Source organism: Paenibacillus yonginensis, assembly GCF_001685395.1.
GTDB classification, from domain to species: Bacteria; Bacillota; Bacilli; order Paenibacillales; family Paenibacillaceae; genus Fontibacillus; species Fontibacillus yonginensis.
Map to the genome: position 1 here is coordinate 251,150 of NZ_CP014167.1, position 12,414 is coordinate 263,563.

General features: G+C 52.9%; 13 protein-coding genes. 10 read left to right on the forward strand and 3 right to left on the reverse strand.

All coding sequences use genetic code 11. From position 1 onward, the window contains the following. Positions 1 to 21 precede the first annotated feature (21 nt). Both AWM70_RS01075 and AWM70_RS01080 read left to right on the forward strand, forming a co-directional pair. Positions 22 to 783: a kanamycin nucleotidyltransferase C-terminal domain-containing protein gene (locus AWM70_RS01075; protein WP_068693597.1), complete on the forward strand. Its 762-nt coding sequence runs from the start codon at positions 22 to 24 to the stop codon at positions 781 to 783. A 129-nt stretch (positions 784 to 912) separates the two neighbouring features. Beyond that, positions 913 to 1,212 (forward strand): Dabb family protein, encoded by a 300-nt coding sequence (locus AWM70_RS01080; RefSeq protein WP_068693599.1) that lies wholly within the window; start codon positions 913 to 915, stop codon positions 1,210 to 1,212. A gap of 244 nt (positions 1,213 to 1,456) precedes the next feature. Here the strand turns inward: AWM70_RS01080 and AWM70_RS01085 are convergent, their stop codons facing one another. Continuing rightward, complete coding sequence (locus AWM70_RS01085; RefSeq protein WP_068700235.1) at positions 1,457 to 2,305, reverse strand: 1,4-dihydroxy-6-naphtoate synthase; 849 nt, start codon at positions 2,303 to 2,305, stop codon at positions 1,457 to 1,459. A gap of 15 nt (positions 2,306 to 2,320) precedes the next feature. Continuing rightward, the gene (locus AWM70_RS01090; protein WP_068693601.1) at positions 2,321 to 2,998 is read right to left on the reverse strand and encodes a futalosine hydrolase; all 678 of its coding nucleotides are present in this window, start codon (positions 2,996 to 2,998) and stop codon (positions 2,321 to 2,323) included. A gap of 237 nt (positions 2,999 to 3,235) precedes the next feature. Between AWM70_RS01090 and AWM70_RS22490 the strand changes: the two genes are divergently transcribed. The 7 genes from AWM70_RS22490 (at position 3,236) to AWM70_RS01125 (ending at position 10,024) form a co-directional block, all read left to right on the forward strand. After that, positions 3,236 to 4,468 (forward strand): polysaccharide deacetylase family protein, encoded by a 1,233-nt coding sequence (locus AWM70_RS22490; RefSeq protein ID WP_099093052.1) that lies wholly within the window; start codon positions 3,236 to 3,238, stop codon positions 4,466 to 4,468. A 196-nt stretch (positions 4,469 to 4,664) separates the two neighbouring features. After that, positions 4,665 to 5,141 carry a chromate efflux transcriptional regulator ChrS gene (locus AWM70_RS01100; protein ID WP_068693602.1) on the forward strand — a complete coding sequence of 159 codons (477 nt, stop codon included), beginning with the start codon at positions 4,665 to 4,667 and terminating at the stop codon, positions 5,139 to 5,141. 88 nt (positions 5,142 to 5,229) lie between these two features. Beyond that, the gene (locus AWM70_RS01105; protein WP_068693604.1) at positions 5,230 to 5,790 is read left to right on the forward strand and encodes a mismatch-specific DNA-glycosylase; all 561 of its coding nucleotides are present in this window, start codon (positions 5,230 to 5,232) and stop codon (positions 5,788 to 5,790) included. A gap of 274 nt (positions 5,791 to 6,064) precedes the next feature. After that, the gene (gene nrdI, locus AWM70_RS01110; protein WP_068693606.1) at positions 6,065 to 6,424 is read left to right on the forward strand and encodes a class Ib ribonucleoside-diphosphate reductase assembly flavoprotein NrdI; all 360 of its coding nucleotides are present in this window, start codon (positions 6,065 to 6,067) and stop codon (positions 6,422 to 6,424) included. After that, positions 6,411 to 8,495, forward strand: coding sequence for a class 1b ribonucleoside-diphosphate reductase subunit alpha (gene nrdE / locus AWM70_RS01115; RefSeq protein WP_068693608.1), 2,085 nt, complete (start codon positions 6,411 to 6,413; stop codon positions 8,493 to 8,495). Before nrdI ends, nrdE begins: the two co-directional genes overlap by 14 nt. Positions 8,496 to 8,559: 64 nt before the next feature. Continuing rightward, positions 8,560 to 9,519, forward strand: a complete 960-nt coding sequence (gene nrdF, locus AWM70_RS01120; protein ID WP_068693610.1) for a class 1b ribonucleoside-diphosphate reductase subunit beta — start codon at positions 8,560 to 8,562, stop codon at positions 9,517 to 9,519. 205 nt (positions 9,520 to 9,724) lie between these two features. Then, a complete protein-coding gene (locus AWM70_RS01125) occupies positions 9,725 to 10,024 on the forward strand; it encodes a DUF6944 family repetitive protein (protein ID WP_237167803.1) in 300 nt (99 codons plus the stop codon). A gap of 138 nt (positions 10,025 to 10,162) precedes the next feature. Here AWM70_RS01125 and AWM70_RS01130 read toward each other — a convergent pair whose 3' ends face one another. Then, positions 10,163 to 11,575 (reverse strand): MFS transporter, encoded by a 1,413-nt coding sequence (locus tag AWM70_RS01130; protein ID WP_068693612.1) that lies wholly within the window; start codon positions 11,573 to 11,575, stop codon positions 10,163 to 10,165. Between the two features lie 227 nt (positions 11,576 to 11,802). Between AWM70_RS01130 and AWM70_RS01135 the strand changes: the two genes are divergently transcribed. Further along, positions 11,803 to 12,144, forward strand: a complete 342-nt coding sequence (locus AWM70_RS01135) for an ArsR/SmtB family transcription factor (protein WP_068693614.1) — start codon at positions 11,803 to 11,805, stop codon at positions 12,142 to 12,144. Positions 12,145 to 12,414 lie beyond the last annotated feature (270 nt).

Sequence of the window (12,414 nt, forward strand, 5' to 3'; positions counted from 1 at the left end):
AAGATAGGGGGGATAAAGCGGATGTTGCCTTACCCGGCTGCAACGGACCGGACAGAGAAGATCAAGCTGATTCAGGAAGTGAAGGAGAAGCTGCTAAGTCGATATGGTGAGCAGATTTTGGCAATTGGATTATATGGCTCGGTAGCACTTGAGCAGGAAGGACCCTACTCCGACATCGAGCTTCGGGTGGTTACCCGGGATGGGATTGAGCTTCCGGGGTTTGAGATCATACTTCCTCCATTCAAGCTGGAGGTCGGTATGGTTCAACTGGAGATCTGGCTGGAGCGGGCAGGCGCAGTGGACGACTCCTGGCCCATAAAAGCGGGGGCAATTCTAAATATGGTCCCGTTGTTTGATCCCCAAGATTATTTCCGGCAGGCGAAGTCTCTCGCTCTTTCGATTTCGGATGACGCCATTAGAGAAGTTATGCGCGAATTTATGATTTGGGAGCCTTATGAAACGATGGGGAAAATCAGAAACAGCCGTCAGACCGGCAGCTTCGGCTATCTGCCAAGGGCCGCTTATGATTTGACGTGGCAGACAGCCAAGCTGATCGGCCTGGCAAACCGGCATCCCTACAGTACACGGGCGAGAACGTTTGAAGAGTCGGTGACGTTGTCCAGCAAACCGGAAGGATACGCAGAGCTTGCCAAGCGGGTTATGGACGGAGATTTAAGCGATAAGCAGCAAATTTATGAGCTGTGCGAGAAGTTATGGACAGGTTTGAACCGGTGGACCGAGGAGCAGGGGATAGCCTACATAAGCCGGGAGCTGCCGCTTTAACGGCTCTGCCGCGGGGCTGCGGTCTTCTTCATTCCTTGTCCGGGCAGAGGTTTAAAACAGGATGCGGATAGTCGTATAATAGGGACGAAGCCTTCTTCAGCTTCAATCTTATTCAGGAGGAAAAATCCGATGTATGAACATCTTGTTCTATTGAAAGTGAAAGACAGCTTTACCGCCGAGCAGCGGGAAGAAACCGTCAAGAAGGCTTTGGCGTTCAAAGAGGAAGTGCCAGGTATCCTCGGCATTAGCGCCGGGGTTATTGAAACGGAGAATCCGCAGCATAAGCAGGGTTTTGCTCTTGCGCTCCGTCTCACCTTTGAAGACAAGCAGGCTTGTCTCCATTATGATGCCCATCCGGCTCATCAGGCCTTTCTGAAGGAAGTTGGTCCGTATATCGAAGAGATCATTATTGCGGATTATCCGTTTTAACGAAAAAGAAAAGGGCGGGCACGTAATGTGCCTGCCCTTTTTTTGCTGCGCTTATGCCTATGCTTATGACTATGCCTAAGCCGCTTGATTTTTTTGTTGCAAGTGTTTTAACTGGCTGTCTGCTGGATTGCTTTCTACTATTAAGTAAGCGTTTTTCGTTCGCACAATCTATAATTCGTTTCGATATCATTTAGCTTCGCTTCGACAGCCATCAGGTTGGCTCTGGCAGCCGCCTGTTCTGCTGCTAGGCTTCGAATTTGAGCAGCCCCAGATCAAACTCGGGAATCAATCCTTCCGCCCCGGCCCGGCCGAGCAGGGAAGAGATGGCTTTGTAGCCGTCTGTGCCGAGATCGCGCGTAAACTCGTTGACGTACAGGTTGATGTGCTGCTGCGCTACGTCCGGATCCATTTCCTGGGCGTGCTCCAGAATGTAAGCCTTGGAGGCCTCGGGATGCGCCCAGCCGTAATCGATCGAAGAGCGGATCCAGCCCGGGATCGGCCCCAGGTCAAGAGAACGCCGGGCAATGATCGCACCCAGCGGAATCGGGGTTCCGGTGTCTTCCTCCCACCAGCTGCCGAGATCCTGAAGCAGCGCAAGCCCGTAGGACGGGTAAGTGAAGCGGGCTTCGTGGATAACCAGGCCGGCGTCGATATTGCCGTCGCGAACGGCCGGCATGATTTCGTCAAACGGCATGACGACGATTTCGCTTACGCCGCCGGGCACTTTCTGCGCTGCCCACAGGCGGAACAGCAGGTAGGCTGTGGAGCGGTCGCTCGGCACAGCTACCCGTTTGCCGGAGAGCAGCGCAGGGTCGGCTTCGGCGGACAAGCCGCTGCGCGAGAGCACGAGCGGGCCGCAGCCGCGTCCCAGAGCGCCGCCGCAGGGCAGCAGGGCGTAATCCTTCAATACCCATGGCAGGGCCGCATACGAGATTTTAAGCACCTCAGGGCCTTCGCCGCGGGCGGCTAAATGATTTGTAATGTCAATGTCCGCGTAAGTCACGTTCAGCTTGGGTGCTCCAGGCACCAGGCCATGCGCCCAGGCGTGAAAAACAAATGTGTCGTTTGGACACGGTGAATAAGCGATATTCATGCTGTTGCTCATCCGTTAATCCCTCCAAGATTGTGTAATCGCTGCAAAAGCAGCCTCCAAAGCCTTCAAGGCATCCCCGATTCGCCACAAGGATTTGTCGCGCGGGCCGACGGCGTTCGAAATGGCCCGCAGCTCGAGGGCAGGCAGCCCGAAGTCAGCGGCTGCCGCGGCGGCGCCGAAGCCCTCCATGCCTTCGGAGGCCGCGCCGGGGAACCGCGCGGCCAGCATGGAGGCGGTGGCGGCCGAGCCGGTGACGGTCGCCAGCGTCAAGGCCGGTCCCAGCGTGACCGGCAGTCCCGCGGCGGCCAGCATGCCGGCCACCCGCTCCGCCAAAGCGCGGTCCACGGGCACGACCGCGCTGCCAAAGCCCAGCTCGTCCAGGCTGCTGAAGCCCTCCGGCGTCTCCGCGCCGAGGTCGGCTGCAGCAATCTCGCTGGACACAACCAGCGAGCCGATCTCCGCCCGGCCCGCATAACCGCCGGCGATGCCGGCGCTCACGACGAGGCTGTAGCGGCCGCTCCCTGCGGCCAGCAGCCTCGTCGTGCTGATGGCGGCCTGGACCGGTCCTACGCCGGCCAGGGCCACCTCAAAACGGCCGTCTCCGCCCATACCGCGCAGCACCGCTTCCGCTTCCGCCTCGACGGCGGTCATAACCAATATTTTATGGTTCTCATTATGGTGAAATTGGGACATCTCGGCACAAACTCCTGTCTTTCATTCATGTTCTCGGACTCAACCTCATAGAATCTATTATAGCGCTCGGCCGCTTGGCGGAACAAGCATGACGCGCTGCTGCATGGTTGGACGGACTGCGGGAAATGCCGCTGAAATCGCGGCTAATCTAGCATTTTTTATCTTAAATTTTGTTTTATATTTTTATTTTTGCTATAAAGGGATTAACCTAATACGAGAATTGGAGGGAAGGCATCCATGCTTAGAAAATGCACATTGTGGATGATGCTCGTCTCCTGTCTGCTGCTGGCGGTGCTGCCGGGATGGTCGGCAGCTGCCGCTGCCGCTTCATCAGAGGTTTCGCCAAAGGTTTCGCCAGCGCCAGCCAAGGCTGTTGCATCATCCGCCGCATCCACCGCCCTGCTGGGGCTTAATGATGAGCTGACGGACCTGCTCCCGGTCTTTAAATCCGGCAACTATTATGTGCCTGTGCGCGAGGCCGCGCAGCTGTTTGGCCTCAAGCTTACGGGCACGCCGCAGGAAATTTCGCTGACCTCGGCGGGCGGATTCGTTCTTCTGCTGAAGGCTGAAGAAGGGCAGGCGGTGAAGCCGGACGGAACGACGGTACAAACCTCTCTCTTTGTAGAGAACGGTTCGACCCGCGTGCAGCTGGGGCTGCTGGCCAGATCTTTTGGTTATCCGATCACCTATCAGGCAGACAAGCTGCTGCTTCGGGTAGTGACGACCCAGGGAGCCCTGGATAATGACAAGTTTGATGCCGCCCACAAATCCGAAATCGACAGCCACCTCAAGGCGGTCAAGGAAGCGGAGCGGCAGGCCAAACCGGCTCCCCCGAAACCTGCCGGCAGACCGTCCGGCAAAACCATCTATTTGACCTTTGATGACGGTCCAAGCGCCCATACGGGGCAGCTGCTGGATATTCTGGACCGATATGAGGTCAAAGCCACCTTTTTTATGCTCGGCAATCATATCAGCTCTTATTCCGATTCGGTGAAACGGATGGTCCAAGAAGGGGATTCGGTCGGGCTGCACGGCATGACCCATCAGAAAGATCTGTTCTACAAGACGCCGGAGGCCGCGCTTCAGGAGATGAACGACGATAATGAAAGACTTTACAAAGCCGCCGGCGTTAAATCGGTGCTGATCCGTCCTCCATACGGCAGCAAACCGTATTTTAAGGAGGACTTCCGGGATAAGGTGCTGGGAGCGGGTTATCATCTGTGGGACTGGAACGTCGATTCCCAGGACTGGAAGTTTAAAGCGGATACGGCTTCAACCTATGCGAATGTCATGAAGCAGGTGAAAGCCGTATCCGCCCGCAAGACGGCTCCCGTCGTGCTGATGCACGACCTGCCGACCACGATTCAGATTCTGCCGAAGATTCTTGCCGAGCTTAAGAAAGAAGGTTATGCATTTGCGGTCATTACGCCCGAGCTGAAGCCCGTGAATTTCTGGAACGACGAGCGGTAGCGGATCGCTTTTGCTGGTTAGGCGCATTCGGCCTATTGATGATCTTTGGCAGTCCGGGAATCCCGTGCCGGCCCTTGCAGCAGACAGGTTCTGCCAGGGGCTGGCTTTTTCGCTGAAAAAGGATATATTTATAGGCAGAGAACAGGTACGACTGGTACGATTACCAATCCAGAATCTTTGAAAAGCAGGTGAACCGATGTCGAGAATGGATGAGCAGGGCCGGGTTACGCTGGATGAGATCGATCGCAAAATCATCAAGGAGCTGAACAGCAACGGCCGGATTTCTTATACGGATTTGGGCAAGGAAATCGGGTTGTCCCGTGTAGCGGTGCAGACCCGCATTAATGCATTAATGGAGGAAGGCGTTATTGAACGCTTTACAGCCGTCATAAATCCTGAGAAAATAGGTATTTCCGTATCGGCTTTTTTTAATGTCGAAGTAGAGCCTAAATATTTGCAGCGGGTGGCGGAAGCGCTGGCCGAGGAGCCGGTCGTAACGAGTCTGTACCATATGACCGGGCCGTCCAAGCTGCATATGCATGCGTTGTTCACGGACAACAAAGAGATGGAAGAGTTCATGAAAGAGAAGCTGTACATTCTTCCGGGTATCACCAGTGTTGATTCCCAGGTTCTTATAACCCGTTACAAGAGCCGGATGGGCATGAGGCTGTAACGGTAATCGTAACGGTAACGTTCAGGCCAGGACGCAGATACAGAAGAAGCAGAGGCCTTACCCTGCAGGAGCAGAAGGGGGGACAAGCATGAGCAGTCATGAGAACCAAGGCGGCACGGGCTCCGGAGGCGTGCCGGATCATCTGGACAGCGGCCTTCAGATTGTATTTGTCGGCTTCAACCCGAGTTTGATTTCCGGAGAAACCGGACACCATTACGCCAATCCCCGGAACAACTTCTGGCGTATCCTGCACCAGTCGGGGCTGACGCCGCGGCTGTATGACCCGTCCGAGGACGGCGAGCTGCTGAAGCTGGGCTACGGGTTTACGAACATTGTGTCCAGGCCGACTAAAGGCATCGACGATTTAACGCGGGAGGACTACAAGGAAGGCCGCGAGATCCTGAAAGCGAAGCTGCTGCATTACCGGCCGCGGGTCGTCTGTTTCGTCGGCAAAGGCGTATATACGGAATACAGCAGGCGCAGCAAAGTGCAGTGGGGGTTTCAGCCCGAACCGTTTCTGGAGGGCATGCACGAATTTGTAGCCCCTTCTTTAAGCGGACTGGTGCGGATGCCGATGCAACAAATTGTGGGCATTTATGGAAAGCTGGCCGAGGTAATTTCTGAAAAAGATCCAACTTCATTTTCATAGTTTGGCAGGAAACGTTTTCAGGAGAAAGCGAACCGCTTTCTCTATTTTTTTTTGCGCTTCAAAAAATGGTCGGAAACCCAGTTAAGGAGCGGAATCTCGGCGGACGACCCCCTTATATCGGGCTTTTGGCAGGATTGACATCACTATATCTAGAGGTTAAATTTAATATCAGACTCTAGATATTGGGTTTTGGAGCTTGTGATTTGGTTTAATGACACAAGAGGACAAAATCCGCAGAGTAGCGCGACCGATAAGGGTGAAAGGATGATTCCGAGTGCTGATCGCCTATGATTCTAAGACAGGAAATGTTAAAAGATTTATCAACAAATTGAAAATGCAGGCAGTGCAAATCGACGAATCGATGACGATTGACGAACCCTTTGTACTGGTTACATATACGACTGGCTTCGGACAGGTTCCGGAGCGGGTCGCTTCTTTTCTGCAGCGCAACCATGACCGGCTGGTCGGGGTCGCGGCAAGCGGCAATCGCAACTGGGGAGACAGGTTCGCGAAGAGCGCGGACATTATTTCGGAGAAATACGATGTTCCGGTCATCAGCAAGTTTGAGCTGTCAGGGACGTTTGGAGATGCGGAACGATTTAAACAGGAGGTGAGCCGGTTTGCGGCATATTGAGCTTAACAACATGTTGATGAAGACGGGCGAAGACGGATTTTTCCAATTGGAGATGGACCGCGAGGCGGTTCGCGAATTTTTGGCGGATGTCGAGTCGAAGAGCCTGAAGTTTGAAAGCACGGCGGCTAAGGTCGCTTATATGATTCAGAACGATTATTATGAGGATTTCTATCAGAAATATACCCCGGACGAAGTTGAACGGGTTTACGATATTACGCACAGCTATAACTTCCAGTTCCAGTCTTACATGGCGGCTTCGAAGTTCTATACGGATTACGCGGTCAAAACAAACGACCGTTCCCAATACTTGGAGCATTATCCGGACCGGGTAGCGGCCGTAGCGCTGCACCTGGGACGCGGCAACGCGGAATCGGCCTGCACGCTGGCGCATTCCATGATGGAGCAGCGCCTGCAGCCGGCAACCCCAACGTTCCTGAACGCGGGCAAAAGCCGCCGCGGCGAGCTGGTCTCCTGCTTCCTGCTGGAGATGGACGACTCGCTGAACTCCATTAACTATGTGCTGAACACCTGCATGCAGCTGTCCAAAATCGGCGGCGGCGTAGCGGTGAACCTGTCCAAGCTGCGCGGGCGCGGCGAACCGATTAAAGGCGTGGAAGGCGCGGCCAAAGGCATTATGCCTGTCCTGAAGCTGATGGAGGATGCTTTCTCCTATGCCGACCAAATGGGACAACGCAAAGGCTCTGGCGCAGGCTACTACAACATTTTCGGCTGGGACGTTATCGAGTTCCTGGACAGCAAAAAGATCAACGCGGACGAAAGAACCCGCCTCAAAACGTTGTCCATCGGCCTGATCGTGCCGAACCGGTTCTACGAGCTGGCAAGAGACAATCAGCCGCTGCATGTATTCGGCCCTTACAGCGTCTACAAAGCCTATGGCGTACACCTGGACGACATGGACATGGACGAAATGTACGACAAGCTGCTGGCGGACGACCGTGTTAAAAAGAAAGCCGTCATGAACGCGCGCGACATGCTGACCAAAATCGCTATGGTTCAGCTGGAATCCGGTTATCCTTATATCATGAACAAAACAAATGCCAACAAAGGCCATGCCCTGAAGGGCATCGGACAGATCAAAATGTCCAACCTGTGCACGGAGATTTTCCAATTGCAGGAAACCTCCGAAATTAATGATTACGGCATGGAAGACCAAATCCGCCGCGACATCAGCTGCAACCTGGCTTCCCTGAACATCGTGAACGTCATGGAGTCGAAGAAAATCCGAGAATCCGTTCACGAAGGCATGATGGCTTTGACTTCCGTCAGCGACATGACCAACGTCGGGAACGCGCCGGGCGTAGCGAAAGCCAATCGCGAGATGCATTCCGTGGGACTTGGCGTGATGAACCTGCACGGCTATTTTGCGAAGAACAAAATTGCTTATGAAAGCGAAGAGGCCAAAGAATTTGCCCGCGCCTTCTTTATGGCCATGAACTACTATTCAATTGAAAAAAGCATGATGATCGCCGTGGAAACGGGCGAAACGTTTGCAGACTTCGAGAAATCGGAATACGCGAACGGGAATTATTTCGACCGTTACCTGGAAACGGACTATCGTCCGACCAGCGACCGGGTGAAAGCTTTGTTCGAAGGCCTCGAGCTTCCTGCTCCGCAGGATTGGGCCAAGCTCAAAGAAGCCGTAATGAAGAACGGCCTGTACCATGCTTACCGGATGGCCATTGCGCCAACGGCCAGCATTTCCTACATCCAGAATTCCACTTCCAGCGTCATGCCGATTGTGGAACAGATCGAAACGCGGACTTATGCGAATTCAACAACGTATTATCCAATGCCTTATTTGCAGCGCGATAATATCTTTTTCTATAAATCTTCTTACAATATGGATCAGTTCAAGGTGCTGGATCTCATCGCCGAGATTCAACCGCACGTGGACCAAGGCATTTCGACCATCCTGCACGTGAACAGCAACGTGACGACACGCCAGCTGGCCCGTTATTACCTGTATGCGGCTCACAAAGGCCTGAAGTCCTTGTATTACACACGGACCAAAAAGCTGTCCGTTGAAGAATGTTTGACCTGCTCCGTCTAACCTTGAGAGGACGGGGAGAACAGCGCGCCTGAGCGGCGCCTCATAGAGGAAGGGGAACTTGGGAATGAACGCAATCAAAGCGGTGAACTGGAACCGTCCGGACGACGATTTCACGCTGATGTTCTGGAACCAGAACATTATGCAGTTCTGGACGGACGATGAAATTCCGCTCTCGGACGATAAAATGTCCTGGCTGACGCTGAACGATGATCAGAAGGACGCTTATATGAAAGTGCTCGGCGGATTGACGCTGCTCGATACGATTCAGGGCGGCGTCGGCATGCCGCAAATCATGGAGCATGTAGACGGCCTGCAGCGCAAAGCCGTGCTTGGTTTCATGGGCATGATGGAGCAAATCCACGCCAAGTCTTACAGCAGCATCTTCACGACGCTGGCTTCTACGGAAGAAATCGACTCCGTCTTCCGCTGGGTGGAGCAGAACACTTATCTGCAGACCAAAGCAGAGACGATCCGTCAATATTACAACAACATCAATTCGCCCAAGGAGCTGTTCCTGGCGATGGCGGCCTCCGTGCTGCTGGAAAGCTACCTGTTCTACAGCGGTTTCTTCTATCCTCTGTATCTGGCGGGCCAGGGCAAAATGACCTGCAGCGGCGAAATCATCGACTTGATTCTCCGCGACGAAAGCATTCACGGCGTTTATGTCGGCGTGCTGGCACAAGAGATTTTTGCCGAGCTTTCGGAGGAAGAGCAGCGCGACGCGCAGGAAACGCTGGTCGGCCTGCTGCGTTACCTGCATACCAACGAGGAGCGTTATACGGAACAAATCTACGCGCCAATCGGTTTGGTCGAAGATGTGAAAGTATTCCTTCGCTACAACGCCAACAAAGCGATGATGAACCTGGGCTTTGACCCTCTGTTTGAGGAAGAAGAAGTCAACCCGATTGTCTTCAACGGCATCAGCACCCATACAAAACAGCATGACTTTTTCTCCAAAAAAGGCAACGGTTATGTGAAGGCGCTGAACGTAGAACCTTTGACCGACGACGATTTTCAATTCTAACAAGAAAGCCGGCAGAAATTATGGAAGCGGAAGCCTTAGGGCTTCCTTTTTTTTATTCCTGAAAGCAAGACCGGCAGCGGCCCGGAGGGACAGATGAAGCAAAGCATTCATCCGGGTCTGTCTGAAATCTCTCAGCATATAGTAAAATATCAATTTGCATTTATCGCAGGGAGAAAGGGGGGGGAGTACGCTGCCGCGGAATTCCATGAGCATAAACGAACAGATTGCAGCTTACTCCTGGCTGCAGGCCCTTGGCACCAACATTCAGGCGGTAGGTCAGACGAAGCTGTTATCCAAGAAAAAAAGGCTGCAGAAAGAAGGGAAGGATCTCGTTATTCTCGGCAATATTTTGCAGGCGGTCGCCAATGCGGCGCAGACGTTTCTAACTTTGGAGCAGAGAGGAAGCACCGGCAAGGAAAGAACCTTAAATTCAGCCAACGCTTTTGGCAGCTTTCTGCAATCGGTGGGCAACTCCATTCAGGCTTTGACGACAGACGGTTCATAATCGGTAAAAAGATGGGGATGGCCGCTGGCTTGCCTACCCGTCGGCCTTCACATAAACACCAAGGCCCTGCAGATAAAACGCTGCAGGGCCTGAATTTATGATGAAGCGACGCTATAAGCGCGCGGATTTTGAAGGGCTTCAGCGATCAAGCGAGCCGGACTTGCTTTCGGACTTGAGCGAGCCGGTGCTTCGCAAATATACATAAGAAGAGATAAAAGCGAGCAGCGCCATAATCATCAGTCCCCAGAAGATATTGGAATAAGCGGAGGACAACGAAAGTCCTTTCTGCCACTCCATGGCACTGGAAGCGATGGCTACGCTGAATGCGCCGCTGAAGAACTGAAGAAGCTGGAAAAGCCCCATGCCCGAGCCTACCTGCGAAGCAGGGAGAATCCGGGAGATCTCGTTAGATACGCTGCTTGACAGCATGGTGAAGCTGAGGCTGATCAGCAGATAGATCAATAGAATCGCCAGCCAGGAATCAGCGGCAAACAAAGCGAACAATAGAGTGGCGCAAAGCACCAGCAAAGGAGCATAACGTAAAATATGCAGATTGCCGTGCCGGTCAATGATCGTACCGACTTTGCGCGAAGCTACAATGGCCAGCAGCGAGCCGGGGAAAATAATAAATCCGGCATGACTGGCGCTGAAATCGAAACGATGCACCAAAATTTGCGGAATCAGAAACAAAGTCGCAAAGCTGCACAGGTACGAAAGAATGCCGACCAATGATAAGGCCACATAAGCGGAATTAGCGAATAAGGCAGGCTGAACAAAAGGTTCTGACGCCAGGCGAATACGCAGGACAAACAGAACGAGTCCAACAACCCCTGCAGCCAGAGCAGGCCAGGAATGACTGGTCAGGAACAGCAGAATTCCGCTTGTGCCAACGGCGAGGAACACCGCCCCGGCAGTATCGAATACGCCACGTTTTGGGGTTTCCCGGGGAAGGGACAGGTATAGCAGCGGAACCAGCAGCAAACTGATGGCGGTCACCAGAAACAGATATCGCCAGCCAAAGTAATCAACGATAGCTCCGCCTGCAACCGGTCCAAGACCGAGTCCAAGAGAAACGGCTGACATAATGAAGGCCATCGCTTTGCCGCGGCGCTCGATCGGAATATAGCGGGTAAACAGCACCATCGACAAGGAAATGACTGCGCCGGCGCCAACAGCCTGCAGCACGCGCATGGTCAGCAGCAGCCAGAAGCTTGGACTGAACAGTCCGCCAAGGGCGGCAATTCCCAAGGTCAGCAGTCCGATCACAAGCAAACGCCGCAGCGGTACAAAATCGGAAAGCCGGCTGTAGGTGATTGAGGAAATCGCAAACATGATGGAATAGCCGGTGACGATCAGAGAGGAAACCGAAGCCGAAAGGCCAAATGAATCGGTAATCTCGGGAAGGGCCAAATTAAACATGGAGGTATTCATAATGGCCAGAACAACGGCAATCCCAAGCAGCACCGTCAATATGCCTTCTTTTCTTAAACCTGAACTTGCATGTCCCTCAGCAGCGAGGGAAGAGGAAACATCAGGAGATGCTGCCTTCATAAAATTTCACCCACTCTTATCTATTTTTATTGTTCTAAGATCATCGAACAATTGAAATATAGCATGGGATCGTTTAAAATGCAATTAGGATTTTAAAGTGCAGACCGGACCTGCAAGCTCGGCCGTTGTACAGCCTATCCGAAGTCATTTTAGGACAAAACCCGACGAACCATTCAGCATCTCAAGAAGTTGTATTAAAATTTCTTTGCAGCAAAGGGGACTTTCAGATGAAAGTGCTATACCATCCGGATCGGGATGAGATTGAACTCTCTTCCGTGTTATATGCTTTAAGTGATCCCATACGGTTATTTATTGTGTCGCAAATTCGCAAGTACGGGGAGAATCCGTGCAATTCTTTTGAAGTTCCGATTGCCAAATCAACCTTGTCCCATCATATCCGCACCTTGCGTGAATCCGGTGTAGTGTTTACCCGCAGCCAAGGAACGCAGCGTTTGATCTCGGTGAGGGAAGAGGATCTGAATCACCGCTTTCCGGGCGTTCTTGATGCGGTGCTGCAGGCCTATGAGGCATCCGGGCAGGGGCTTCCAAATAAAGAGGATTCGAAATAAAAAGGATTAATAGTAGAGAACAGGGGTTTTCATTAAGGAGGCACCTGATTAAAGAGAAACCTGACGTACACGGCCATTGCCGGTGTGTGTTTAGGTTTTTCTGGCATTAGCGGGGCTTTTGCGGGTAAATAACAAAGAAGAACGGAAACCCCGGAATCAAAGGGGCGGGCCGCTTCTTCAAAAAAAGGGAGATAAAGTCTGCAAGGATTACATACCCGGCTGTACAAGGATTAATCATAAATGATTTCTTGTACAAGCGGAGAAGAAAGG